At 57.5% G+C, this 23,798-nt stretch carries 22 protein-coding genes and 1 tRNA gene; 13 read left to right on the forward strand and 10 right to left on the reverse strand.

All coding sequences use genetic code 11. The annotated features are described in order from the left end of the window. Positions 1 to 4: 4 nt before the first annotated feature. Positions 5 to 355 carry a DUF3147 family protein gene (locus tag JK202_RS12395; protein ID WP_211561513.1) on the reverse strand — a complete coding sequence of 117 codons (351 nt, stop codon included), beginning with the start codon at positions 353 to 355 and terminating at the stop codon, positions 5 to 7. 72 nt (positions 356 to 427) lie between these two features. Further along, positions 428 to 504: transfer RNA gene (locus tag JK202_RS12400), tRNA-Asp, on the reverse strand. A gap of 203 nt (positions 505 to 707) precedes the next feature. Here JK202_RS12400 and JK202_RS12405 point away from each other — a divergent pair. The 10 genes from JK202_RS12405 (at position 708) to JK202_RS12450 (ending at position 8,959) form a co-directional block, all read left to right on the forward strand. After that, on the forward strand, positions 708 to 1,637 hold the full coding sequence (locus tag JK202_RS12405) for a retroviral-like aspartic protease family protein (protein ID WP_211561514.1): 930 nt from the start codon (positions 708 to 710) through the stop codon (positions 1,635 to 1,637). 116 nt (positions 1,638 to 1,753) lie between these two features. Beyond that, complete coding sequence (locus tag JK202_RS12410) at positions 1,754 to 3,226, forward strand: methyl-accepting chemotaxis protein (protein WP_211561516.1); 1,473 nt, start codon at positions 1,754 to 1,756, stop codon at positions 3,224 to 3,226. Then, entirely contained in the window at positions 3,226 to 3,495 is a 270-nt protein-coding gene (locus JK202_RS12415; RefSeq protein WP_211561518.1) for an STAS domain-containing protein, read from the forward strand. Before JK202_RS12410 ends, JK202_RS12415 begins: the two co-directional genes overlap by 1 nt. Beyond that, positions 3,492 to 3,851: a response regulator gene (locus JK202_RS12420; protein ID WP_211561519.1), complete on the forward strand. Its 360-nt coding sequence runs from the start codon at positions 3,492 to 3,494 to the stop codon at positions 3,849 to 3,851. The genes JK202_RS12415 and JK202_RS12420 overlap by 4 nt, the downstream gene beginning before the upstream one ends. A 23-nt stretch (positions 3,852 to 3,874) precedes the next feature. Further along, complete coding sequence (locus JK202_RS12425; protein WP_249200045.1) at positions 3,875 to 5,899, forward strand: chemotaxis protein CheA; 2,025 nt, start codon at positions 3,875 to 3,877, stop codon at positions 5,897 to 5,899. Positions 5,900 to 5,901: 2 nt separating this feature from the next. Next, positions 5,902 to 6,324: a chemotaxis protein CheW gene (locus tag JK202_RS12430; protein WP_211561521.1), complete on the forward strand. Its 423-nt coding sequence runs from the start codon at positions 5,902 to 5,904 to the stop codon at positions 6,322 to 6,324. Further along, positions 6,321 to 7,178, forward strand: a complete 858-nt coding sequence (locus tag JK202_RS12435) for a protein-glutamate O-methyltransferase CheR (protein ID WP_211561524.1) — start codon at positions 6,321 to 6,323, stop codon at positions 7,176 to 7,178. The genes JK202_RS12430 and JK202_RS12435 overlap by 4 nt, the downstream gene beginning before the upstream one ends. Continuing rightward, positions 7,175 to 8,236: a chemotaxis response regulator protein-glutamate methylesterase gene (locus tag JK202_RS12440; RefSeq protein ID WP_211561528.1), complete on the forward strand. Its 1,062-nt coding sequence runs from the start codon at positions 7,175 to 7,177 to the stop codon at positions 8,234 to 8,236. The genes JK202_RS12435 and JK202_RS12440 overlap by 4 nt, the downstream gene beginning before the upstream one ends. Next, the gene (locus JK202_RS12445) at positions 8,233 to 8,628 is read left to right on the forward strand and encodes a response regulator (RefSeq protein ID WP_211561529.1); all 396 of its coding nucleotides are present in this window, start codon (positions 8,233 to 8,235) and stop codon (positions 8,626 to 8,628) included. The genes JK202_RS12440 and JK202_RS12445 overlap by 4 nt, the downstream gene beginning before the upstream one ends. Before the next feature lies 1 nt (position 8,629). Next, on the forward strand, positions 8,630 to 8,959 hold the full coding sequence (locus JK202_RS12450; protein ID WP_211561531.1) for a hypothetical protein: 330 nt from the start codon (positions 8,630 to 8,632) through the stop codon (positions 8,957 to 8,959). An 18-nt stretch (positions 8,960 to 8,977) separates the two neighbouring features. On the opposite strand, the gene JK202_RS12455 is transcribed toward JK202_RS12450, so the two are convergent. Genes JK202_RS12455 through JK202_RS12465 form a run of 3 tightly spaced genes read right to left on the reverse strand, consistent with a single transcriptional unit; the run spans position 8,978 to position 12,134 of the window. Then, positions 8,978 to 9,358 carry a hypothetical protein gene (locus JK202_RS12455; protein ID WP_211561569.1) on the reverse strand — a complete coding sequence of 127 codons (381 nt, stop codon included), beginning with the start codon at positions 9,356 to 9,358 and terminating at the stop codon, positions 8,978 to 8,980. 47 nt (positions 9,359 to 9,405) lie between these two features. Beyond that, positions 9,406 to 10,362, reverse strand: coding sequence for a 4-(cytidine 5'-diphospho)-2-C-methyl-D-erythritol kinase (locus tag JK202_RS12460; protein WP_211561532.1), 957 nt, complete (start codon positions 10,360 to 10,362; stop codon positions 9,406 to 9,408). After that, positions 10,359 to 12,134: a tetratricopeptide repeat protein gene (locus JK202_RS12465; protein WP_211561534.1), complete on the reverse strand. Its 1,776-nt coding sequence runs from the start codon at positions 12,132 to 12,134 to the stop codon at positions 10,359 to 10,361. Before JK202_RS12465 ends, JK202_RS12460 begins: the two co-directional genes overlap by 4 nt. A gap of 99 nt (positions 12,135 to 12,233) precedes the next feature. Here JK202_RS12465 and JK202_RS12470 point away from each other — a divergent pair, with 99 nt between their 5' ends. Together JK202_RS12470 and JK202_RS12475 are read left to right on the forward strand one after the other, a co-directional pair. After that, positions 12,234 to 13,076 (forward strand): uracil-DNA glycosylase, encoded by an 843-nt coding sequence (locus JK202_RS12470; RefSeq protein WP_211561536.1) that lies wholly within the window; start codon positions 12,234 to 12,236, stop codon positions 13,074 to 13,076. 182 nt (positions 13,077 to 13,258) lie between these two features. Continuing rightward, positions 13,259 to 15,223 carry a transglycosylase SLT domain-containing protein gene (locus tag JK202_RS12475; RefSeq protein ID WP_211561538.1) on the forward strand — a complete coding sequence of 655 codons (1,965 nt, stop codon included), beginning with the start codon at positions 13,259 to 13,261 and terminating at the stop codon, positions 15,221 to 15,223. Between the two features lie 133 nt (positions 15,224 to 15,356). Here the strand turns inward: JK202_RS12475 and JK202_RS12480 are convergent, their stop codons facing one another. Both JK202_RS12480 and JK202_RS12485 read right to left on the reverse strand, forming a co-directional pair. Beyond that, positions 15,357 to 17,189 carry a Hint domain-containing protein gene (locus JK202_RS12480; RefSeq protein WP_211561540.1) on the reverse strand — a complete coding sequence of 611 codons (1,833 nt, stop codon included), beginning with the start codon at positions 17,187 to 17,189 and terminating at the stop codon, positions 15,357 to 15,359. Positions 17,190 to 17,637: 448 nt separating this feature from the next. Continuing rightward, positions 17,638 to 18,216, reverse strand: a complete 579-nt coding sequence (locus JK202_RS12485; RefSeq protein WP_211561541.1) for a YqaA family protein — start codon at positions 18,214 to 18,216, stop codon at positions 17,638 to 17,640. A 145-nt stretch (positions 18,217 to 18,361) separates the two neighbouring features. Here JK202_RS12485 and JK202_RS12490 point away from each other — a divergent pair, with 145 nt between their 5' ends. Next, positions 18,362 to 18,910, forward strand: coding sequence for a cytochrome b (locus JK202_RS12490; protein ID WP_211561542.1), 549 nt, complete (start codon positions 18,362 to 18,364; stop codon positions 18,908 to 18,910). A 75-nt stretch (positions 18,911 to 18,985) separates the two neighbouring features. On the opposite strand, the gene JK202_RS12495 is transcribed toward JK202_RS12490, so the two are convergent. The 3 genes from JK202_RS12495 to ccmA all read right to left on the reverse strand — a co-directional run bounded on the left by JK202_RS12495 (position 18,986) and on the right by ccmA (position 23,701). Next, positions 18,986 to 22,300 carry a S41 family peptidase gene (locus JK202_RS12495; RefSeq protein WP_211561543.1) on the reverse strand — a complete coding sequence of 1,105 codons (3,315 nt, stop codon included), beginning with the start codon at positions 22,298 to 22,300 and terminating at the stop codon, positions 18,986 to 18,988. 103 nt (positions 22,301 to 22,403) lie between these two features. Continuing rightward, positions 22,404 to 23,069 (reverse strand): heme exporter protein CcmB, encoded by a 666-nt coding sequence (ccmB, locus tag JK202_RS12500; protein ID WP_211561544.1) that lies wholly within the window; start codon positions 23,067 to 23,069, stop codon positions 22,404 to 22,406. Continuing rightward, entirely contained in the window at positions 23,066 to 23,701 is a 636-nt protein-coding gene (gene ccmA / locus JK202_RS12505) for a heme ABC exporter ATP-binding protein CcmA (protein ID WP_211561545.1), read from the reverse strand. The genes ccmB and ccmA overlap by 4 nt, the downstream gene beginning before the upstream one ends. Positions 23,702 to 23,798: the final 97 nt, after the last annotated feature.

Below are 23,798 nucleotides of genomic sequence, written 5' to 3' on the forward strand. Positions count from 1 at the left end.
GGTATCAGCCGCCTGAGCCAAAACGGGCTAAGGCCCATGTCGTGCCGAGATACAGGCCTATTGTGAGCGCGCAGCCAGCGGCCAGTGCAATCCAGAATGGCAGGCCTGCGCGCAGTAGCTTTGGGATCAGCAGAAACATCGGCAGGGACGGAAGCACATACCAGAATGTCGCTTCGGAGTGATGGCTCATCACAATGCGGTCAGGCTTTTCCAGCCATAGCCAGATCATCCCCAGAACCGATACCAGCGGCAGGGAGGCAATCAGGGCCCCGGCTCCTGGATAGCGCCGTGCGACACCTGAAGCCGCAGCGATCAGAAGCCCGGAGACGATGCATTTCAGAATGAAGAAAACCATATACTTACCTAAAGGTAAGAACACGATTTCTGAATTGTTTTTCTGGGATTGTGGCCAACTCCAAGAGAGGAGTGGCGCGAGTGACGGGGCTCGAACCCGCGACCTCCGGCGTGACAGGCCGGCGCTCTAACCAACTGAGCTACACCCGCAAAGCTGCTTTTCAGCACCTTGGGACCTTCCGTTCCGGAAGCTGTTTGGCTTCCTCTCGGTCGGTGGCGGTGATTTATCAGCCTCCCCGGGGGGTGGCAAGAGGGTTTTCCGAAAAAAAAGCCTTTTCGGATCAAAAAACTGCCTTGCCCGGCATGAAGCGGACGTGTCCTGTGTAACAGATCGATACAGGTGGGAGGGCCTAATGACGCTGAAACGACTGGGTGCGCTGCTGTTCATGGGGGTCGCTCTTGCCGGATGTGAGAGCGGTCCGCACCAGTGCAAGCTGATTACAAGCGGCGACATGCTCATTCTGAATGATTGGGGCAGTCCTGTTGTACGTGCCGCGATCAATGGGCATCCTGCCGCTCTTGTTATTGATACAGGCGCATTTTCCACGATAGTTGGGCAACGGTTTGTCGATCCGCTGGGACTGCATGACACGGGAACGACCGTTCTTGTTCATGGTGTCGGAGGCGAGGATTATGCGCGTGTCATGACGATCGACACACTGGATATGGGAAGCTCCAAGGCAACCAATGTTCTTGTTGCGGGGACGGGGAAGTTCGGCGGAGAAGTGGCTGGCCTAACGATTGTGGGCTTGTTCGGACGCGATTTCCTCGGGCGTTACGATACGATCGTGGATATGCCTGGCCATCTGGTCAAACTGGTTGAAACCGAAGATTGCGAAACGCAGACGCCAGGATGGACAGGGCGTATCCATGCCGTTCCGATCAGCCATCCTTACAATGGGGGGCAAACGACCACGCTGGACATCCGGCTTAATGGCCACAGTGTCGACGCTCTTCTTGATACGGGCGCCGCATCGACCGTGGTCAGTCTGGAGGCTGCAAGAGCAGCGGGCGTAACGCGTGCCATGCTGGAAAAGGATCCGGTTAGCATCGGGTATGGAATTACGCATGACCCGGTCAAGAATTACCGGCATCACTTCGATACCCTTCAGGTGGGAGACATTGTCTTTCGGGATGTCGTGCTGAGAGTTGGAGGGGGGCTGTTAGATACGGAAGCCCTGCTTGGGGCCGATATTCTCAAACATTACAGGATCTGGATTCCTCGAGACGGGAGCAAGCTGTTTGTCCAGCATGATGCTGATATTCCAGATCCCTCGCACTGAAGAAGTCTGAAGGCTCATTAACGGAGTTTCAATCAACTGTTCTCTAGGAAGGAAGGCGTCTGGTTGGCTGTAGGTGGCTGGCGAGATGTGATCTGTGTTTCTGGAGGCAGCCTGGCATGTCCGACATACGCTCTGTTCCCATGCAAGGGAGCTCCCTGTTGCGCAGGCGCTTGCTTCTGGCATTTGCCATTCCTGTGCTTGTCTGTGTCTGTGGGCTTGCATGGGAGCTGACGGCAACCGGCGCATATGTCGAAAGCATCCGGCAGTCGCTTTATCCGGAAATGGTAGTCCTTGGACTGTTAGTTGGGGCTGGGATTTTTGCATTCACCCAGGTTGCGGCCTGGGGGGATGATCTGACGGGGGCAGTGAGGCAACTCGCTGCAAAGGGAACGCTTCCACAAAATGTCCGTGAGGCAAGTCTGATCCGATTGCAGGTCATGCTTGGCGAAGCACGTACGAACTCCGATCGAAGTGAAACTCTGGCATCGCAGGCACAGGCTGCTCTGGCTGCTGTCCGGATTGAAGCGGAAGACGCCCGTCAGGCTGCCAAAGACGAAGCGGCCGAACATGAAAGGGTGATCGAGGTTGTTGGGAGCGCAATGGCCAGTCTGCGCGATGGCGAACTGGGTTTTCGTCTCGAGGAGGCCCTTCCAACTCGATATGACCGGCTGCGGCAGGACTTCAATGATACGGCGGCGACGCTGCAGAAAGTCATGGTTTCGCTGAATGACAGCATCTCCACCATTTCGTCAGGCTCCGCTGAAATTGCTTCGGCAGCAGATGATCTGGCCCGTCGAACAGAGCTGCAGGTCGCCCGGCTTGAAGAAACCACGGTTTCTGTAGGGAATGTGACGGAGACCGTCCGCAAAACAGCCGCGGCATCCATTCATGCAAGCGAGGTTGCAAGTCAGACGCGTGATCGTGCGGAGCGATCGGGAGAAGTCATGATGGCGGCTACGGCTGCCATGCAGGATATCCAGCAGTCTTCCATCCATATCGCCCAGATTCTGGGTCTGATTGATGACATTGCATTCCAGACCAATCTTCTGGCCCTGAATGCCGGTGTTGAAGCTGCCCGAGCGGGCGACGCGGGCAAGGGGTTTGCTGTCGTCGCAGCTGAAGTCCGGGCTCTGGCACAGCGCTCGGCTGATGCTGCGAAGGAAATCAAGGGGCTCATCACGTCAAGCACGCAGCAGGTCAGTCGAGGGAGTTCACTGGTCGAAGAGACAGGTGTTGCGATGAAATCCATCGTGGGAAATGTCAGTGAAATCAGCGTTCTGATTGGTGAAATCGCGACCGCAGCGCGGAGCCAGGCTAATGACCTGTCGGAAATCAGCGTTGCGGTCAGTCAGATGGATCAGAACACCCAGCAAAACGCTGCGATGGTCGAAGAGGCAACAGCAGCCAGTCATAACCTGAGTGCAGAGGCCAGGGAGCTCGTAGGAAGTTTGCAGCGGTTTCATTTGCAGGGAGACCGTGAAGAAGCTGATCCGTTCTTTGAAAAGACGACGTCCGAACCGGCTTCTTCTCCACAATGGGGAAGTGGGTCCTTCCAGACTTCGGATGAAGGGTGGGAGGAGTTCCGCTGATGGGCGTTCTGATTCTGCCTGAGGTTCTGGACACGAAATATGCGGACTCGTTTCTGGAACTCCTCAAAAGCGAGCGGGACAGCATTCTCCTTGATGGAAGCTACGTCAGCCGGGTGGGCGGTCTCTGCTTTCAGCTCATTGTTTCTGCATATCGCACAGCGCATGCGCAAAATATCAGCTTCGAAATCAGAAATATTTCTGATGCGATGAAGGAAAATCTTTCGCTGATGGGTGGAGACTTCCTGCTGCTGTCAGGGGATGAGGCGTGAATATTCTGGTCGTTGATGACTCTCGTACCATGAGAGATCTTGTCAGTCGGGAGCTTCGCAAGGCCAGCTACGACGTAGAGACAGCGGAAGATGGCGTTGATGCATTGGAAAAAGTCAGCATCTTCTCGCCTGCCGTTATTATAACGGATCTGAACATGCCGCGTATGAACGGCCTGGAATTGACGCAGGCTCTGCGTGCACACGCGGAAACAAAATACGTCCCGATCATTTTTCTGACGACGGAATCCGGAGAAGAGCTTCGTCGCGCAGCCCGTGAGGCCGGCGCAACGGGCTGGATCGTCAAGCCGTTTGATGGCCCCAAACTTCTCGCAGCAGTGAGGCGTGTCAGTTCATGAGTACAGAGGAGTTCACGGATGACATGGATGCCATCCGGCAGATTTTCTTTGACGAATGTGATGAACAGCTCGCGCTTCTTGAAGAAGAACTGACTACGCTCGGAGATGAGCCGGAAGACAGCGAAAAGATCAATACGATTTTTCGCTGCGTTCATTCCATCAAAGGCGGGGCCGCTGCCTTCGGAATGGAAGATCTGGTCAAATTTTCCCATCTTTTTGAAAGTGTTCTTGACCGGTTTCGATCAGGTGCGCTGCCCGTTAATGCAGAGAGCGTCACGACCTTTCTCAAGTGCAAGGATACGTTGTTCGATATTGTTGCAGGCTTTAAAAACGGTCAGGGAGCCTATGAGGTCGCTCCGGAGACGGTTTCCGAGCTTGAGCAATATCTTCATTCCGAAATGTCCGAACCAGAGCAGGCATCTGAAGATGTCGATATGGATGATATTTTCGGGATGTCATTCGCCCCGGTTAAAATTGAAATTGATGTCCCAACCGAGCAGGCTTTTTCGATTGTTCTGACCGTTTCGTCAGCGTTTTATGAACGCGGCGATGACATTCGTAATATTCTGGTCGCACTGGAAAGCCTTGGGAAAATTCAGGCTGAAATCGATATCAATTCCGTCCCTTTGCTTGCTGACATTCTACCATGCGAAAATTATCTGACATGGCAGCTCCAGCTGACAACGCAAAAATCACGCGCTGATATTGACGAGGTTTTTGAATGGTCTGGCGATGATCTGCGGGTAGACATTACGCCAGTTCGTGAAGAAGAAACTGAAAAACCGGTCGTGCCTTCAGCTCCTGACATGGAGGTGAAAGCAGACCCTCAAGTCAAAAAAGCAGTTGAACGCAAGGATTCTGCAAGTGTTCGGGTCGATATACAGCGTATCGACAAACTGGTGGATCTGATTGGCGAATTGGTGATCAATCAGGGAGCTATCCAATCTCAGATGCGCCGTAACAAAATTCATGGAGACTCATTCCTGGGAAACGTAGTGACGGCGCAGGAACAGCTGATCCATGAATTACAGGAAAACGTCATTACGATGCGGGCTTATCCGATCAAGACCGTTTTCCAGAAGCTGGGTCGTGTTGTGCGCGAGACGGCGAGACTGACCGAGAAGCAGGTTCGGCTCGTACTGGAGGGGGAAGATACGGAAGTTGACCGATCCATTCTCGAGAGGTTGTCAGATCCTCTGACGCATATGGTCCGAAATGCGATTGATCACGGCATCGAAAGTCAGGAAGTCAGGGCCCAGGCTGGGAAAGATCCAGAGGGGCTGCTCAGACTTAGAGCTTTTCAGAGGTCTGGCCGGATTATTGTAGAAATTCAGGATGATGGTGCCGGTCTGGATCCAGACAGGATTTACGAAAAAGCCATTGAGAAAAAAATAATTGAAAGAGGCCAGAGGCTGGATCGGGAAGAAATTTATTCCCTGATTTTTGAGCCCGGTTTTTCTACCGTTGTGGAAGTAACCGATGTCTCGGGCCGTGGCGTGGGAATGGACGTCGTCAAGCAAAGTCTCCAGCAGATTAACGGTAGAATTTTCATTAATTCAGCGAAAGGGAAGGGGACGACCTTTTCGATTTCCTTACCTTTCACGTTGTCCGTTATTGAAGGAATTATTTTCAAAGCCGAGGGGCAGGATTTTGTTATTCCGGTCAATAACGTCTCCGAGACAATAATTTTCGATACCAGGAAGGCCTTTCATATTGGGGAAGGAAAATACGGGTATCCCTATCGGGATGGGTATCTGTCCGTAATTTATGCTGCCGATCTGCTTGGGTGTTCTTCGAATAAAGCAGGACAGAAAATATGCTTTGTTATCGAAAACGAAAATGAAGAAAAGATGGCATTTATTGTCGATAAGATTATTGATCACTCCAGGTTTGTCGTAAAAAACCTTGAAGATAACTATAGAAAAATTGCCTGTTTTTCGACGGCCACCATCCTGGGAGATGGAAATGTGGCTTTCATTCTGGATGTCGAATTTCTCTTTGGAGAACTTTTGAAGAAAAGAGAAAGTTCATTGGAGGAGAGAGTATGATCATGGAAAAGGCGCTGGTTTTTTCCTTGGGAAACCAGGAATTCTCTGTCCGGATTTCTGCCGTTAAGGAAATCAAGAGCTGGGCCAAGGCCACGCCTTTTCCAGCTGCTCCGCCATTTGTGGAAGGAGTAGTGAATGTTCGCGGGTCAGTGATCCCGCTCGTGGACATGGCACAGATGATGGGTGTGTCAGAAGGAAGTAATGAAAAGAAGGCCATTATATTCCTGAAAGATGGCAGCAAGATTATTGGATTTTCAGTTTCAAATGTCACCGATATTTCAGATGTTGAGGAAGGGGAGTTCAAGTCTCTTCCAGAGCTCTCAAGTGATAAACTGAAATATTATTCAAATGGAATTCAGTCTCTTGGAGACCGACTGGTTTTCTCTGTAAATGTATCCTCTCTTTTTGAAGGGAGCCTGCAATGACTGTTATGGATGTGCAGGAAAAAGAAACGATATCAGACGAAAATTTCAGAATTATCGCAGGGATTGCTAAAAGCTCTGCGGGAATTGCGTTGTCTGTCACGAAGAAGAGTCTTGTTTACTCCCGAATTTCACGACGGGTCCGACAGGAAGGATTTTCTTCCTTCAACGAATATTGTGCCTTTCTGGTAAGCCCGGCTGGCGTTGAAGAGCGGCAGCATCTCGTCTCGGCATTGACCACAAATGTCACCAGCTTTTATCGCGAAAAACATCATTTTGCGTATCTGGAGCAGCTGCTTCGCCAGAGACTCTATTCCCGTTTCGAGCAAGGAGAAGAACTCAGGATATGGTCCGCGGCCTGCTCGAGCGGTGAGGAAGCTTATTCAATTGCCATGACGGTCCTGAAGTGTCTGTCGGCAGTGTCCAATCTAAAGGTCAAAATTCTGGCGACGGATATTGATTCGGATATTCTACAGCAGGCCAAGCAGGGAAGTTATGCTTCTGTGGAAGCAGAGGCCCTGTTTGAAGATGGGCTGCTGTCATTTTGCCGACTTGAAGGCAGCCAGGTCGTCATGTCTGAAAAAATCCGGAATATGATTCGTTTCAGGCGCCTCAATCTGGTTGAGCCCTGGCCGTTTTCGTCGCGTTTCCATGCAATTTTCTGCCGGAATGTGGCTATTTATTTTGATCGGGACACACAGGACAATCTTTGGCGCAATCTCTCTGAACGGATTTTCCCGGGTGGTGAGCTTTATCTGGGCCATTCAGAGCGTATTGCGCACCCCGAGCGCTTTGGAATGGAGAGTATCGGCTACAATGCCTACCGCAAAATTTCCTCTGTGGAGATGCGGTCGTGAGTGGGACGAAACCTCTGACCGTGGTGGTTGTCGATGACTCACTGACGACGCGTGCCCTGATTGCTGCGGCGCTCAAGCGTGATCCCAGAGTGAAGGTTGTTGGAACCGCAGGCACACCCTTCGAGGCACGAGACCTGATTATACGACAGAACCCGGATGTGCTGACGCTTGATTTCGAGATGCCGTCCATGAACGGGCTGCAGTTTCTTGAAAAGATCATGAGGTTGCGCCCGATGCCTGTGGTGATGGTCTCGGGCCATCTTTCCAGTCATCAGGGGCTGGTGGAACAGGCCCTGAGAATGGGAGCGGCCGAGTGGTATTCAAAAATGGCTCTGGGAAGCGGAGAAGAGCCGTTTGCGGGGCTTGGGGACGCGATTGTTCGTGCTGCGACGACAAAGCCGCCGCTTCCAGTTTCTACAGGGGCGGTTGCGACAGCGAAGGTCGTTTGTGCTCCGCAGACAGGGACGATTGTCGGGATCGGAGCATCGACCGGGGGCGTGGAAGCCTTAACTGAAGTGCTGGAGCATTTCCCGGTCACCTGTCCGGCAACCGTCATTGTGCAGCACATGCCGCGGCAGTTTTCAGAAAGTTTTGCGCGGCGTCTGGACCGGATCGTGAAACCGGATGTCAGACTTGCTGAAGAAGGGGACGTTCTGAAACCGGGCACAGTGTATGTCGCGTCGGGTGGAGAGCGTCATTTGCGCGTTCGGCACGGCGCAAAGGCCGGGGAGTATGTCTGCCAGTTGGTGGCGGCCCCTCCGACTAACGGCCACCGGCCTTCGGTGGACGAGTTATTCTATTCTCTTGCGACTACTGTTGGAAAAAATGCTGTGGGGATCATCCTGACTGGCATGGAGTGTGATGGCGCCCAGGGGCTGTTGGCCATGCGTCACGCTGGCGCCTCTACGATCGGTCAGGATCGGGCAAGTTCCGTCATCTACGGCATGCCGCGGGCAGCCTTCGAACTGGGCGCTGTAGAAAGACAGTTGCCGCTGTCTGCCATTGGCCCCGCCATTCTCAATCTTTGTGAACGCCGTTCTCTGGAGACGTATCCATGATTTCCGCATCTTCCATGTCTGTGCTTCTTGTGGACGATCAGACATCCATCCGTTCGATCCTGCGCAATACTCTCGCCCAGATTGGCTTTGTCCAGATCTCCGGGGTCCGGAACGGGGTTGAAGCTCTGGAGCACCTCAAAGGCAATTCGGTCCATCTGATCATTTCCGATTTCAATATGCCGGATATGGATGGACTGGAGTTGCTGAAGGCGGTCAGGAGCAATGAGCGGACTGCAAAAACCGGCTTTATCATGCTGACAGGGCAGGCCAGCAAGGAGCTGGTGCAGCAGGCTATCGCAGCGGGCGTGAATAATTTTCTGGCCAAACCTTTTACGGCCAGTTCGCTCAAATCCCGTATCGAGGCTGTGTTTGGGCCGATCTGCAGTGCATGAGGTGCCAAACACACTTCCTTTGCGGCAGATCCTTGTAGGAGTGAGTGCACAGCTTACGGCCACTTTTCAGGATCTGCGGAGGCTGGAGGCGATTTGTCTGGAAAGCATCCCGCATGAGAAAGCCGAAGGCCTGCAGGATTTTGATCGGATCATGCAGGTTGTCGGGCAACTGGCGCAATGTTGCGGGGAACTGGGCCTTGAGGCCAGCACAGGGAACGTACGGATCGCACGTTCCGTGATGGAGCACGTGACACTGGGTGAGCTTCGTCAGCGTTTGCTGGCGGAGAGTTCTACAGCGTCTGCGGGATCAGGGGATGTCGATCTTTTCTGAAGTCCTGAAAGTGTTGTGTCAGCTGGGTTGGCTTGCATCATTGGGATTGGAGCGGATCATCGTGCGTTGTTTCTGCAGGCCGCGGATGATCTGTTCAACATCCTGAGGGCCGAAAACGACACCCACCGGACCGTAAGCCGGGTGCTGGAAAGCGAGCATTGAGCCTTCGGTCAGAGCGTCGATCTGAAGTGCCCAGTTTGTGGTGTAGACCGGCGTAAAGCGTGCCCCTGCGATCGGTGGTGGTGGGCGTTTTTCGACGAGGTTGGCGTGCGCCAGACCAAGACTTGTAATCAACTGGGACAACTGCGTTTCATCCAGAGAGATGCTGCCGGAAACGCCACTGCCTTCGAGGAAGGACAGGATGATCGTCTCGTCGTCTTCTGAACGTGTGACCTGCATGCGTGGGGTTGTCATGACGTTCGACTCCCTACCCGGTTGTATTCTGATCAGGTTGAAGATCCAGTGTGATGGAAGCCGCCTGCCCATGTCCACCAACCCAGACGTGCGCTTTGTGCATTCAGGATTCTGGCAGCACTGATAGCGCTATCGGGGTTCGGAAAAATACCGAAGCAGGTAGCGCCCGAGCCGCTCATGCGGCTGAGCAGACAATCGGGGAGGCTTCCGATTGAGGCCAGAACTGTGCCGATCACGGGACACTGGGACAGGGCTGGTGCCTGAAGATCGTTCCCTGTGGCATTCAGGTCGGCGACCATGTCGTGCGCGGTGTTCCAACGGTCTGGGAGGAAAGGCTCCGGGCGCTCGATGATGCCGCCGCCAGCCGCAAAGGCACGGAAGACGTCCGGCGTTGAGACACCGACACCGGGATTGACGAGCAGGAGACCTGCGTCGGGAAGTGCCGGAGCCGGGGCGAGGATTTCTCCAATTCCCTGCATCCGCGCGGGACGCTGGGCGAGGCAGACGGGAACGTCGGCACCTAGCTTTTCGGCAATTGGAAAGAGCGTTGCCGGATCGACATCCCATTCTCGGGCCAGCAGGCGCAGCGTTGCTGCGGCATCCGCCGAGCCACCACCGATACCGGAGGAGACGGGAAGGTTCTTTTCCAGTTCCAGATGAAAGGACTGGGTCAGGCCGTTGAATGTGGTGCCAGACTGTTCCTGAAGGACGCGTGCGGCGCGCAGCACTAGGTTCTGGTCGTCCGCTTCAAGTCCTTGTCCGAACGGGCCGTCGATCTTGAGGGACATGGTGTCGCTGGGGCCCGTGAGCGTGACGCAGTCTGCGGCGCCTGCGAAAACCGCCAGACTGTCCAGCAGGTGGTAACCGTCAGCCCGGCGGCCTGTGATGTGGAGGAACAGGTTGATCTTGGCGTGCGCGCTGTCCTGCATCGTGGTCTGGGAGGAGGCAGATGCCGGAGCTGCGGAATAGGTCGTGTCTGAAAAGGTCATTGTTTCTGTTCGAAAGCTGCGAGATGGGGGCCGCCGTTCTGGAGCGCCTGCATCAGAAGAGCGCGGTCCTGCGGCTGGGGGCTGTCGTCAAGGGACTGGTTCCACTGGTCCTGTGCCTCGGTATGGCGTCCGAGATACCAGTAGGCAACGCCGAGATGGTAGCCAATTTCGGCGTCGCTGGGTGAATGTTCGGCAGCCTGCACGAGGATGGGCAGCGCGGTCTTGAGATCGGCGCGGTATTTGAGCAGGGCCCAGGCGTAGCTGTCCTGAATGGACGCATCGGCGGGCTGGAGATCGACGGCCTTTTTCAGCATGGCCAGAGCCTGCGCCTGATCGGCGTTATGCTCGATATTGGCGTAACCGACGAAATTGAGCACTTCGGGCTGATCTGGCGCAAGTTCGAGCGCGTGTTTCATGTCGTCCTGCACCATCGGCCAGTTGCCACTTTCTTCTGCGGCCATCGCACGGCCGAGCAGAATGGGCCACAGGATCTCCTTGCGGGGTGGGGAGGCCTTCAGCGCGCGGGTATAGAGATCGACGGCCTGCGTATGGTGGCCGCGCTGATCTTCGACCTCGGCCAGCTGGATCAGGAATTCGGGGTTGTCAGGACGCAGAACGAGGGCGCGGTGCAGGGCATCGGCTTCCTGCTCCAGATCGCCTGACCGCAGTGCAAGATTGATGCGCTCCTGGGCGGCAAGTGCGGCGAGGGGATCGGAAGCCGGAATGTTATCCAGTTCGGTCAGGCCGCTGGTGATCTGGTTGGCTTCACGGAATGTGTCGGCCAGGAAGATGCGCGCGATTGTCAGGCCGGGATCGAGAAAGATGGCCTGTTGCAGGGCGATGATGGCCGGATCACGCGGGATCCCGTCCTGCTGGATGGCATCCGTAACCATGAGAGCGATCTGCAGGTTAAGGACTGCGCCGCCCAGAGCCGTGGTTGGGCTTTTCAGTTTAGGGAGGTTCTGCTGGATCGGGCCGATGACAAGGGCGGCCAGTGGGGATGTTACACCAAGAGCCGCGACTGTATCGCTGGCCTCCTTGTGATGGCCGTGTCGTTCGAGCCAGCCGCTGTAAAGCTGGGCATAGAGGATCTGGAGTGTCAGCGGATCCCCGGATGCGTTTCCTGTGCGGTGGTAGAGTTGTCCCGCCAGTAACGGCGTCGGGAGACGTTCCGCGATCATGGCCGCGTGCAGCAGATAGAGCCGGCGGGTCGAAGGCTGGGCCGCGGCTGCGGCGAGCAGGTTCAGGGCCTTGTCGGTATGGCCTTCTGCGGCGAGGCTCCATGCCATGAGGGCCGGCGCAGCAATCGCGACAAGCGGGCCGTGATGAGGATTGCGGGTGAGGATGAGGCGCAGCCCGGCCCAGTCCCGTCGGGCAAAGGCATCCTGGGCAAGAATGAGTGTGCCGACGTCGCTGCCAGAGTCCCGGTCGGGAAGGCTATTGGCGAGCTTGATGGCTTCGGCCTGATGGCCGCCCATGGCGGCGTAGCGCAGAGCGTCCTGCTGCAGCTGCAGGTTATGCGGTGCGAGCGGCAACGCGTGCGAGAGAGCCAGATTGGCCGCCGGGACATCCCCGCGCTCCATCATGACGGTTGCGGCCATGAGCCAGCCGGTCAGGGAGTTTTCCGGATTGACGGACGGTTTCATGGGGGCGGGAATGGCGGCATTGGCGCCCCCCGTGAGGCAGCTGCCCAGCGCGAGGGCAGGGAGCGCCAGACGGAGCGGGCGGGAAAAATCCTCGAATGATCTGGGCCAGCCGCGTGTGATCTGCATAATGGGCCAAACTCTAGCCCTCTTGAGGCCTTACGCCAACCGGCATCCCCTCGGGGCCGTATGGTGGTGGGGCGAGAGGCAACCAGAACGGATGGATCCATGACGCCCCAGCCAGTTGTGAGCCGGGCAGAACTTCTGGCCGCGCTCCAGCTCCAGTATGAGTGGGGAGCCGATGAGGCTCTGTGCGAAATGCCAGTGGACCGTCTTTCCGAGGAAGTGCCACAGCTCCCTCCGCGTGTCGAAAATGTCCGGGTTGAGCCCGCTCGTCATCCAGTGGACGTGCCTGTGGGCGGGGAGGGAAGGCGCGCGCCCATCTCAAAGGCGGGAGGGGCCGCAACGGGGCGGCTTTCCCGGCGTGCGGTGGAGGAGGCCCCTGATCTGCCGACGCTGATGCGGTTGACCGAAGCGCCGGATGATCTCTTTCTGGCGCGGACGGCTACGCATCGACTGGAACCGGTCTTTGTGGAGGGCGCGCCTTTCATGCTGATCGGTGAGGCGCCTGACGCTGATGAAGATCGGTCCGGAACGCTTTTTGCAGGTGATGCGGGGGCGCTCTTGGAGAAGATGCTGCGTTCGGCGGGGTTGGACCGCAAGCAGATTTCGATGGCACCGGCTCTGCCATGGCGGCCTCCCGGGGGCCGGACTCCGAGCGATGCGGAAATGCAGGCCTGCCATCCGCTGCTGCTTCGGACGATTGCCCTGTGTCAGCCGGGATTTCTGGTGACGATGGGGGTGACGCCGCTGAAGATGCTGCTGGGGCCGGATGTGGTCGTCGGAAGGGTACGTGGCCGATGGACGGAAGTCTCCATCCCCGGGCTTGCGACTCCGTTGCCGCTGCTACCGATGCGACACCCGCTTCAGCTGCGGGCCAGTGCGGCTGCGCGGCGGAATGCGTGGCAGGATCTCCTGATTCTGATGGAGAAACTGGCTCCCGAGGAATGAGGACTGAAGGGGTACAAGTCGTCAGGCTAAAAAACTTCGGGAAAACGTAAAAAAACGCGCGAAGACAGGTGTTTGCCACTGGATTGTTTTGGGGTTGGGTTATATCATTGCCCAGTCCAAGGTTGTACGAACCTTAACAAGTTCTTGCCAACAGCAGGCAAAGCGGGTAGCAACCCGCTGCTATGCGAAGGACACCCCCTTTCATTTCCGCCAGTAACGCACGGGCTCTGCTCGTCAGTGTACTGATTCTTGCCGGTGGCTCACTGTCCCCGGCGCGTGCGGAAAGCACACGAAACCTCCCTCCCCAGCCGGAGCCGGTGGGGGATGAGACTGCTTTTGCCGAAGCCCGACCCTCCCTAGGGGGCGATGGCGTCGTTTCTCTCCCTCATCCGCTGACCGCTGCAATGGCCAACCGGTATCGTCTGATCTTTCAGGCGCAGCGGGAAGGCAATATGCGGAGTCTTCAGGACCAGATGCGTCTGCTGACTGATGGCGTCCTGCTGCCGGATGTGCTGGCAGAGCGCTATCTGGCGCCGGGTGCTCACCCGGCAGCCGAACAGTTGCGGGAATGGCTCCACGACTATGCGTCCCAGCCGGACGCTGCGAATATTCAGGCACTCCTTCTGAAGATCGCGCTTCCGGGCACCGTGCAGGCGCAGTCGTTCATTCGGCCGCTTGCTGCGGATGCCCGCGCTGACGATATAAAGGGTCCTGTCGCGCCCGCTGACCCCCTCGTTCATGCATTCGTGCGCAATCCGCTGCTGGACCGTACGGTTCAGGAGCGGGTGTTGACGGGTGTGCATGGTGCGGAAAGCGCGCTGCATCTGATCAACATTACTCCTGGCATGACCGCACCCTATGCCGCCCAGCTTTACGGTGAGGTTGCGCTGGGGCTGCTGTCACAGGGAGAGGCCCTGCTGGCCCTGCGGCATGGAAGCGCCGGATTTGGTCGTGGAAACAGCCAGGTTGGGCTACCGGCTTACGTCGCGGGGCTTGCTGCCTGGCGCGAAGGTCATATCGAAGCGGCTTACGATCTGTTCCAGTCTGCTGCGAATGCGCCTGTTACGGCGGTTGAGCTTCGGGCTGCGGCGGCTTTCTGGGCGGCGCGCGCCGAAGGGCGGCGTCATGATATGGTGGGGTATGTGAAGTGGCTGCATCGCGCCGCCATTCATCACGAGACATTCTACGGCATGCTGGCTTCCCAGACCCTTGAGCTCGGACGACACGGTCATGCGCGTCTGCCGGGTGCAGGGATTGAGGTCACTCTGCACGAGCCCGTGCCGGTTCTGGCAGAAATTGATGTCGAGGCTATCGGTGCGCTTCCCCAGGGGCGTCAGCTTTTTGCGCTGCTGCAGGTGGGCGAGCGGATGCGGGCTGAAAACCTGATCCGGAGTATGTGGATGGATGTTGCTGCCGACAGTGCGCGGTCACGCTCGCTTCAACTCGTGGCGCAGGCTGCTGGCTACGAAGATCTTTCCGAGCAGCTTGCGTCTCTCATCATGCATCAGGAAGCGCAGGTGACGAAGCCGACGCTGCTGCCGCTGCCCTCCCTGAAGCCCAGCCATGGGTTCCGGATGAATCCGGCGCTGGTTTATGCGCTGACGCGGGTTGAATCGAATTTCGATCCTGCTGCGACGTCCGGTGCCGGGGCGCATGGCCTCATGCAGATCCGCCCTGTCACGGCGAGTTTCGTGACCACGTCGCATATGACGTATGATGCGCATGGGGTCGCGGTTATCCCGGTTGCTCCGGATATGGTCAGTCGGCTGCATAACCCGTCATCCAATCTGGAGATCGGGCAGCTTTATGTGCTGTATCTGGCGAACCAGTCGAGCCGCCTTGCGACGGTTGCGCCTCCCGAAGGGGGAGATCTGGTGCGGGTTCTGGCGTCCTACAATGCCGGGCCGGGTGCGATTGCCCGGTGGGAAGGCACCCAGAAGGCGGATATGCATGATCCGCTGTTCTTTATGGAAACGCTCCCCAACGGGGAGACGCGCGATTATGTCCATCGTGCTCTGACCTACACATGGCTTTATGCGCATCGCATGGGATTGCCATCTCCGTCGCTGAAGGCGCTGACCCGTTCGGAATGGCCTTCTTTCGGCGAAGAGCAGGCCATGGCGCATGAGCGAATGGCGTTGAACTGAGCTGTCTGAATCAACAAAAAACCCCGGCCGGTGCCGGGGTTTTTTGTTGGTCTGTTCTGGTGGACTTCAAGTGTGGAAACATGGATCCGCTCACGGCCCCAAGGTAAGCCGTGAGCGGACTTTCCTGAGGGCTTCAGGCCCGCAGGGCAATTGTTTCCTGTGCTATGGCGCCGTCGAGGAAATAGGTGCCTGTCGCCAGAATGGTGATGGAAAGAACGCCGAAATGAAGTGGTGCGCGCTCTCCAAGCGGAATAACAGCGTTGCCGGTTGTCCAGCGGCAGCGGGTGTTTTCCGGTCCGGACCAGCCTTCGAGAGGCTGATGTTCCAGATGGGTTTCGATGTCCGTGGTGGTTCCTGAATCGAAGAATACGATGTCTCCGACCAGAACGCCGAGGTTGCGGCGGTCATCGACGAAAGGTCCGATAGTGTCACACGGACGCGAGGCGTGAGACATGAGCGTCACCGAAGTGATGCCCGGCGGAATCATGAACAGGGTCCGGTCTTTCACCTGTCGCATCGGACGGATGATCTGCCCATCTGAGGCAACAAGATGCAGGTCGGGATCTTCTGTAGTCTGGAGCGCGTGAATGCCTTCGGCCGCTGGCGGAAGCTGCTGCTGGATGGCGCGGGATTCGATCTGCCGATAGAGAGGCTCGACAAAGTCCCGGCTTACTTCCAGCGGGGCTGCGGCGTCAGCCCAGGTTTTGTGTTGACCACCGATGGCAAGGATTTTTCCATCCTGCCGGAAGGTGTGCCGGTTGCCGGTATCAAGATAGCTTTCGGTCAGCATGCCATCCGCCATGATGACGGCGTGATCTCTGGTCTCGATATGGAAGTATTCATAAGAGGTCAGGGATCGGTCGTAGAAGATTGAATGGCCATTGACGAGCATCCGGGCGGGGATGAAGCGTCCATTCATGAACAGGCAGTGTTCTGCGGTAATCAGCATGTCCTTGTGAGGAACATTTTCCGCAATGGCATTGGCGAGGACGCGGACGGGATAGCCGGCCTGGTCATCTGGAAGGGCCGGGTTGGTGGTGGTCTGGCGCCGGCCGGTCCAGATGACCTTGCGGGCAGAAGGTGCTCCCTCATGCCATGCCAGGACTTCATCTCCTGTGCGGAGATCCTGGATCGGGGTTTCACCCGAGGGTGTGCGGATCATGGAGTCAGCAAGGAAGCAGACGCCAATATATGTATTGCCGTTGGAATAGGTGATCTTGAGCGGGTTATTGCTTGCGCTCAGGGCATTATAAGTCCCGGCCGCGAGTGTGGCGCCGCTTGCGAGCGTAACAGTATAAGTCGCGATCTGTGTATTGTTGTTACCACCGAAGAGCGTCACGGTACGCGATGATCCGGTACCAGAGACTGTATACCCACTGATTTCGGTAACGGTATTCTGTAGCTCGATAGTATCTTTGGCTGGATTGTAGTTGGTGATGCTTGTTCCGCTCAGGTTAATGAGTGTTCCGCCGCCGTTCAGGATCAGCGTTCCGCCACCGGCGCCAAAACTGATTGTGGAGCCTGTCAGAACGCTGGCGAGGTTTGAGCCGGAAACGTAGGTTCCACCTTCGCTGATATTAATGGTGGAGCCCTGAAGTGCGCTGGCGAGGAGGCCGCTTGAAAAAGTCAGCTGGCCGCCCACGACATTCATTGTCAGTCCAGAGACTGCACTGACGCCCAGAGAGACTGTTGTGTCGCCACCAATATAGAAATTGACGGAACTCAGGGCATTCAGAAGAATATTGATGTCGCCTGTTGAGCCGGGAACACTGACATAAGTTCCGCTCAGTAAACTTGCGAGGACGTTTACTGAACTCGAGCCAGTGATGATATTTCCCGAGGGGACACCAGAAAGAGTATAAAGGGTAGTGCCTGAGTTGTCCTGAATGGTCACTGTGTTTGTGAGGCCAAGAAAACCAGACTGCGTGACGGTATAAGTAGCATTAGCATCGCTATACGAAGTCATGCCAATTCCCCTGCGTTAGGATTGCACTAACATATTGCCCTGCTTCTGTCGGGTAGGTGTTGGCCATTTAGAAACAGGACTTAGTTACTTGCGACCTTGCTGCGATTCTAATCAATAAAAAATTAACTCAAATATAAGTTACTCAAGAATTATTTTTGGATGAAATATTATGATTGTGTTTTACAAACAGAATATTTCAATGTTGATTGTGAATCTATTTACAGTATCGGGCAGATAAATTTCCACGATTGTCTTAATCTCTTGCTGAGACTAACCGATTGATTATCAGTAATTTTTTGACATGTTTCCGTTATCGGAAAATTAACATTTTTCCTGATATTTTTTCGATATTTATTTTTTGGGTTTGCCCTGTTTCTGGCCGGGCGCGCGCCGGATGGGGCGGAAAGTGCCCCGAAATTAACGGCAATTCCGTATATTAAAATAATGTTTAGAGAAGCTCGATTAACGCGATTCCGAAAGCGATGAGAATCAGTGCGCCCAGAAGAACCAGGGCCAGCCGCTTTTCGATGAAGTTTCGGATGGGCTCGCCAAAGGTGCGGAGCAGGGCTGCTTCCAGAAAGAAACGTGCCCCGCGGGTGACGATACTGGCGGCGATGAACGGCAGCAGGGAGAAATGTGCCGCACCGGCGGCAAGTGTTACGAACTTGTAGGGGAGTGGTGTGAAACCCTTGGCAAGAATGATCCAGACCCCGTAACGGCGGAACATGGCTTCGAGATTCAGGATGCGCTGATCGGCATGATAGAAATGTGCGATCGGCATGCCGACATGTTCCATCAGGAACGCACCGAGAAGCCAGCCGATCAGTCCACCCGCAACGCTGGCCATCGTGCAGACAAATGCCAGAAACCAGGCGCGTTCCCGATTGGCGAGCAGCATGGGTACGAGCATCAGGTCTACGGGGAGGGGGAAGACCGACGCCTCCGCCATGGCCACGACGATCAGCCACCAGACAGCGCGCGGTGAGGCAGCCAGTTCGGTGATGCGGGTGTACAGCAGTGTCAGCATGGCGATCGGGTGTTCCTGTAAGAGCGTGCGTGCTGTCCTACCTGTCCTGTCGCGGCTTGAAAATCCGTAACCTTGTGCAATGTGTGTTTCGGTGCAGGAACGGGTTATAGGAAGCGGAACCGTTCTTCCGGAGTAGTGCCGTTTCATGGACAAGACCCTTCCGCCGTTCCAGCGTTATTCCCTTGTGGCCAGAATGTTTCACTGGAGCATGGCGGCGATCATTATTCCCCTGTGGCTTCTGGGATTTTATGTGGGGCGGATCATGCCGCATGCAGCAACGCCTCAGAAGGCGCTTTTGCTGCTGATCCACAAGGAGATCGGACCGTTCATCATCATCCTGATGGTTCTGCGGCTTGTCTGGCGGGCGACGCATCGGCCGCCCGCAATGTCTTCGGATATTCCCGAGGAAGAGCGTCTGGCAGTGCAGGTCGGGCATTTCGGGCTGTATGTGATGATGCTGGTCGTACCGCTGACGGGGTGGGTGCGGAGTTCCGTTCACGGGCTGCCGATCCCGATGATGTGGGTCGTGAATCTGCCACCACTGGCGCATAAGGCGCCGGTTTTCGTGCCGCTGGTAAATGTGTTGCACCAGTTTTCGTCGTGGATACTGGGTGTGTTGATCGCCGGGCATGTGATCGCGGCGCTGCTGCATCGTTATGGCCGCAAGGACCGGGTCATGGACCGGATGCTTTGAAAACTCGGCTCCTCATGAAAAAGCCCCTGCACGAACTGGCGTGCAGGGGCTTTTTTGTGTGGATAGAGCTCTCGCTTATTTAGGCGCGGCAGGCTGCTGGGCCTGGAAGGCTTCGGGCTTGAGGTCCGGACGGGGGTGATCGGCCATGTCCTTGCGGAGCCAGGTGATGGCGGCGTCGAGCTGCTGGTCCTGTCCATTGAACGTGGCGACCGGCATGTTCTCGACTTCAATATCCGGGGAGACGCCCTTGTTCTCGACCAGCCAGTGGCCGTTCAGGTCGAAATAGGGGTTCTCTGCCGTGCGGGCATTGCCGTTGTCGATCAGGACATCGCCGTCGGAGAGCCAGACGCCTGCGCCTGCTGTACGTTCGCCAAGCAGCGGGGCAATATGCAGGGATTTGATGCCCTGAGCGAAGGTTTCACCGTCAGAATAGGTCATCTCGTCAGACAGGACGATCAGGCGCCCCTGAAAGGACTGTTGCATGTTGACTGAAGACGCATTGCCGTAGCGGCCCCAGAACATCCACGGGCGCCGCATGAGCTGAGTGAGGACCCAGCTGTCGATGTTGCCGCCGACATTGCCGCGGACATCCACGATCAGTCCATCGCGATCGATGTTGGCATAGAATTCGCGCGCGAAAGCTTCCATGTCTTCGCCCATCATCGCCTGCAGATGCAGATAGCCGATGCGGCCGTGACTGGCGCGGTCGACGGTATCCGCACGGCTGACTTCCCAGTCGCGCGCGCGGAGATCACGGTCCTTTATGTAAGACACGGGTGTCACAATGATTTTGTGGTCTTTCCCGGAGCGGGAGAGTGTCAGGAGAACCTGCTTTCCGGCCTGGTCGGCAAGGAATGCGCCCAGGTCGGGCTGCCCGGCCGTGGGCTGTCCGTTGACAGCGGTAATCAGGTCACCGTCATGGGCATCCACGCCGGGGGCAGCCAGAGGGGACTGCTGGTCGGGCAGGTCGCGGTCGCCCTGATAGATGTGATCGATGCGGAAGCCGTTGTCTTCATGCGTCAGATGCGCGCCGAGGCCCGCGATGAGGCTGAAGGCGGGGTGATCGACGGTCGTGGGCGCGTGGAGCTGCGAGTGCATGGCGCCGATTTCTGCCACCATCTGGCCGAGCAGATCGTCCAGATCCGCACGGTCGCCAAGCCGGTTTACGAAGGGGGCAAAATGCGCGCGCACGGTTTTCCAGTCAACGCTTTGCAGATCGCGGTCATAGTAATGGTCGCGGTGCAGACGCCAGGCGTCCACGAATTCGTCCGACCATTCCTGTCCGGGGTCGATCCGCAGGCGCAGACGGTCGAGTTCGATCTTTTTGCCAGCCAGCTCTTTGGGCTGCTTCTCACCTGCCGGGGTCAGGAGCAGGTCCGGGGCATTCTTTTCACCGAGGCCAATGGTCAGGAGGGTCTTGCCGTCAGGCGTGATATCGAAGCCTGAGATCTTGGAAGCGTAGGTTTCGATCTTGTGCTCATTGTTGTCGATATGGATTGATTTCAGGGTGCCATCGCCTGAACCGGAATTGTCGATGGTGAAGAGATACTCATCAGAGACGCCGAGCCCCGCGTAGTCTCCTGCCGGAACGGGGGCCTGATAAAGGCGTGTGGCGAGACCCGCCCATGTGATGGCGGGAAGGGCCTTCTTTTTGTCGCCGTCCTTCTTCTTGTCATCCTTATGATCGGCGTCGGGTTTCTTGTCCGCCGGGTCCAGCTCCGTTGCGGGCTGGAACGGGAAGTGCTCGCCAGACTGGAGGGCGAGGGCGTAAATGCCGGTCCGCTTCGGGAAGGCCGGGCCGATATTGCGGTCCCCCCAGGGGGAACCATTGGACAGCGAGAAGGTGCGGTCCGAGAGGAACCACAGCCATTTGCCGTCCGGGGAAAAGCCGGGTGTATAGGATTCGTAGCGTCCGTCCGTAACCCAGTTCGTCTGGCCGGTGGCGGGGACGTAAAGCGCGATCTGACGCCGCAGGTTTGCACCTCGTGTGCGTACAAAGGCCAGGACGTGCCCGTCCGAAGACCATGACAGGGAGTCGAAAATATTCGTGCCGTCCCGTGTGGCATTGTCGACGAGCTTGTCAGCCTTTGTGGACAGGTCCGTCAGCCACAGGCGCCCCAGAAGATCGGTATGGGCGGCGTATTTTCCGTCTGGCGAAAGCGACAGGATGACGGGTTCGGTCGGAGACGGCTGGCTGATGGCTTCACCCTTGCCGCTGCCATCGGCGGGAAAGCGCCACAGGGCGGAATCGCCGTTGACGTCGCTGAAGGCGATGACGGATTTGCCGTCCGGTGTGATCTGGGCGAGGCGCAGGCGGACGTTGTCAGGTGTTGCGAGGACGACGACGCGGCGGGGCGATGCGCCTGCGACCACGACATGGCCGCGCATGGTGAAGGCTGCGGTCTCGCCCTTCGGGGAAATGGTCGAGGATGTCAGGAAGCGCGTCGGCTTCTCCAGCCAGTACGGGCTGCGGGGGAGGTTGTCGGAGGTCAGGTCCACCTTGATGGGGGTTGTCGCGCCATTCGCCAGATTGAAATCGAACAGGTCCGCACCCTTGCGCAGGACGATATGGTCTCCAGAAATGGACGCTTCGAGGACGCTGTAATCCGTGAAATGGGTGAGCTGTTTCGCGTCCGAGCCGTCGGTGGCGAGGCTCCACAGATTATAGCGGCCGTCTTCGTCGGAAACGACGATCAGCCGGTCGCGCCAGAGCATCGGGCGGATCAGGTTGGCGTTATGCGTGCCGATGCGCTCGGCTTCCTTGCCGTTCTGAAGATCGAAGCGCCAGAGCTGGGACAGCGCACCACCACGGTAGGCGCGCATGTGATCGCCGGTCGTGGCGAGACCGAAGCGGACGGCATAGAGCCAGTGTCCGTCGGGGCTGAGGGCAGCATCATTGACGGCGGAGAGCGGGAAGACGCGCGTGACGCTGGTCTTTGGGTCAATGGCGGTAATGGTCTGGGTGTAATAGGGGCCTGTTGCGGCCGGGGCGGCATAGAGAATACCGGCATGAGCGTCCCAGCCGATGATCTTCAGACGGGCGACGTTCTCGAACGTCAGGCGTCGGGGCGTCCCGCCGCTGCGGGGCATGACGTAGATTTCGGTCGGGCCGTCGAAATTGGCGGCAAATGCGATCTGGGTGCCGTCCGGGGAAATGGCCGGGTGCGGATCGATGGCGTTGGCACCCTGCGGCACGGTTGTCAGGCGCTGGGCCTGCCCTCCCGAGAGCGGAACGCTCCAGACGGACTGTTCGGCGTTGAACAGGACGGTCTGGCCGGAAATCGAGGGTTCGCGCAGATAGCCCGACTCTGCCTGCGCGACACTGAAGCTCAGGCCCAGCAGGGCTGCGCAGGACAGGAGAGAGCTTCTGAGTGTCGGACGTGAAGGCATTATGATGATCTCGATATGAAACGAATGTGGCCCAGTCGTTTCACAAAGGGGTCATGTCGTCAAAGGCCTCAGGATGACATCCTGTTAAGGTAAAAAACCTGCTTCAGCCCACGGCGGCTTTCAAACCCTGGCCGGCGGCGAGAGGGCACAGCGGGAGACAGGCGAAGAGGCAGGCTCCCAGCAGATCCAGACTGGCCGCTGGGGATGTCGCAAGCTGTCCGGCATAGGACGAGGCCGCACCGAAGATCAGGACGGGCGTTGCGAGCGGCAGCACCAGAAGCGGGAGCAGGACGCCGCCCCGACGCGCGCCAAGAACAATCGAAGCCGCCATGCCGCCCAGAAGCGAGAGGGACATCGTGCCCATCGCAAGTCCGAACAGCAGGAGTGGTAATTCAGAACCCTTGACGCCGAGCATGATGCCAAGCGGCATGCTGGCGATCAGCAGCGGCAGGCCGGTCGTCAGCCAGTGGGCGGCCATTTTGGCAAAAGCCACGGCGGCCGGGGCTGGTCCGGTCAGCATCAGCAGGTCAAGCGACCCGTCTTCGAGTTCCGCCCCGAACAGGCGGTCCAGCGGTAGAAGGCAGGCGAGCAGGGCGCAGACCCAGATGATGCCTGGCCCCATATGCCTCAAAAGGTCTGGCGAGGGGCCGAGCGCCAGCGGGAACAGGCTGCCGCATAATATAAAGAACAACAGAGAGGCCAGTGTGTCGGCACCGAAGCGGAAGGCCAGACGGAGGTCACGGTCGATCAGGGCAAGAAAAGCGGTCATGACAGCCAGAAGGATTCCACATGCGCGAGCGACGGCAGTTCGTGCGAGCGGGTGTTGTCGAGGGGGAGGGCCACATGCGTTGTGACAATCATGGCCCCGCCCTTGGCGCGGTGGGCGGCCATGACGGCGCCGAGGCGCTCGATACTGGCGACATCCAGCCCGACGGTCGGCTCGTCCAGCAGCCACAGTGGAGCCCCGGAAAGCATGACGCGGGCAAAGGCCGCGCGGCGCTTCTGTCCCGAGGACAGCAGGCGGGCCGGAAGATCGGTCAGATGGGTGAGATCCAGCGCATCCAGCGCGTCAGGCAGACTGTTCGTGCCAAGTTTTTCAGCCAGAGCCAGGTTCTGCGCCAGCGTCAGTCCGGGCTTGAGTGCGTCTTGATGGCCGAGCCACGCAAGGTCGCCATAGCGGATGACCTCGCCTGAATCGGGACGGCGCAGGCCTGAAATGGTGCGCAGGAGCGTGGATTTTCCCGCACCGTTCGGCCCTGTCAGGATCATGGCGTCCCCCGCATCCAGCGTCAGCGACACGCCATCAAGCACCAGCCGGTCTCCGCGGAACACCGTAACGTCCTCGACATCGAGCAGGCGTCCGGGAACAGGGGGCGTGGGGAAGTCAGACGGGGTGGTCATCAAAGGGTCTCATGCGCGGGTTCGGCTCTGTCCCGGTGTGTGTCTTTCTGTTTTAGAGACCCTGCGGACGTCCTTCGCAAGGGCTGGCGTAAGAGCC

Source organism: Gluconobacter sp. Dm-62 (assembly GCF_018256155.1).
Classification (GTDB): Bacteria; Pseudomonadota; Alphaproteobacteria; order Acetobacterales; family Acetobacteraceae; genus Gluconobacter.

What these genes read in the sequence shown, in the direction of transcription:
- JK202_RS12395 (WP_211561513.1), bottom strand. Translation starts at nt 355, where the DNA reads ATGGTTTTCTTCATTCTGAAATGCATCGTCTCCGGGCTTCTGATCGCT.
- JK202_RS12405 (WP_211561514.1), top strand. Translation starts at nt 708, where the DNA reads ATGACGCTGAAACGACTGGGTGCGCTGCTGTTCATGGGGGTCGCTCTT.
- JK202_RS12410 (WP_211561516.1), top strand. Translation starts at nt 1,754, where the DNA reads ATGTCCGACATACGCTCTGTTCCCATGCAAGGGAGCTCCCTGTTGCGC.
- JK202_RS12415 (WP_211561518.1), top strand. Translation starts at nt 3,226, where the DNA reads ATGGGCGTTCTGATTCTGCCTGAGGTTCTGGACACGAAATATGCGGAC.
- JK202_RS12425 (WP_249200045.1), top strand. Translation starts at nt 3,875, where the DNA reads ATGGATGCCATCCGGCAGATTTTCTTTGACGAATGTGATGAACAGCTC.
- JK202_RS12430 (WP_211561521.1), top strand. Translation starts at nt 5,902, where the DNA reads ATGGAAAAGGCGCTGGTTTTTTCCTTGGGAAACCAGGAATTCTCTGTC.
- JK202_RS12435 (WP_211561524.1), top strand. Translation starts at nt 6,321, where the DNA reads ATGACTGTTATGGATGTGCAGGAAAAAGAAACGATATCAGACGAAAAT.
- JK202_RS12445 (WP_211561529.1), top strand. Translation starts at nt 8,233, where the DNA reads ATGATTTCCGCATCTTCCATGTCTGTGCTTCTTGTGGACGATCAGACA.
- JK202_RS12455 (WP_211561569.1), bottom strand. Translation starts at nt 9,358, where the DNA reads ATGCAGGTCACACGTTCAGAAGACGACGAGACGATCATCCTGTCCTTC.
- JK202_RS12460 (WP_211561532.1), bottom strand. Translation starts at nt 10,362, where the DNA reads ATGACCTTTTCAGACACGACCTATTCCGCAGCTCCGGCATCTGCCTCC.
- JK202_RS12465 (WP_211561534.1), bottom strand. Translation starts at nt 12,134, where the DNA reads ATGCAGATCACACGCGGCTGGCCCAGATCATTCGAGGATTTTTCCCGC.
- JK202_RS12470 (WP_211561536.1), top strand. Translation starts at nt 12,234, where the DNA reads ATGACGCCCCAGCCAGTTGTGAGCCGGGCAGAACTTCTGGCCGCGCTC.
- JK202_RS12475 (WP_211561538.1), top strand. Translation starts at nt 13,259, where the DNA reads ATGCGAAGGACACCCCCTTTCATTTCCGCCAGTAACGCACGGGCTCTG.
- JK202_RS12480 (WP_211561540.1), bottom strand. Translation starts at nt 17,189, where the DNA reads ATGACTTCGTATAGCGATGCTAATGCTACTTATACCGTCACGCAGTCT.
- JK202_RS12485 (WP_211561541.1), bottom strand. Translation starts at nt 18,216, where the DNA reads ATGCTGACACTGCTGTACACCCGCATCACCGAACTGGCTGCCTCACCG.
- JK202_RS12490 (WP_211561542.1), top strand. Translation starts at nt 18,362, where the DNA reads ATGGACAAGACCCTTCCGCCGTTCCAGCGTTATTCCCTTGTGGCCAGA.
- JK202_RS12495 (WP_211561543.1), bottom strand. Translation starts at nt 22,300, where the DNA reads ATGCCTTCACGTCCGACACTCAGAAGCTCTCTCCTGTCCTGCGCAGCC.
- ccmB (WP_211561544.1), bottom strand. Translation starts at nt 23,069, where the DNA reads ATGACCGCTTTTCTTGCCCTGATCGACCGTGACCTCCGTCTGGCCTTC.
- ccmA (WP_211561545.1), bottom strand. Translation starts at nt 23,701, where the DNA reads ATGACCACCCCGTCTGACTTCCCCACGCCCCCTGTTCCCGGACGCCTG.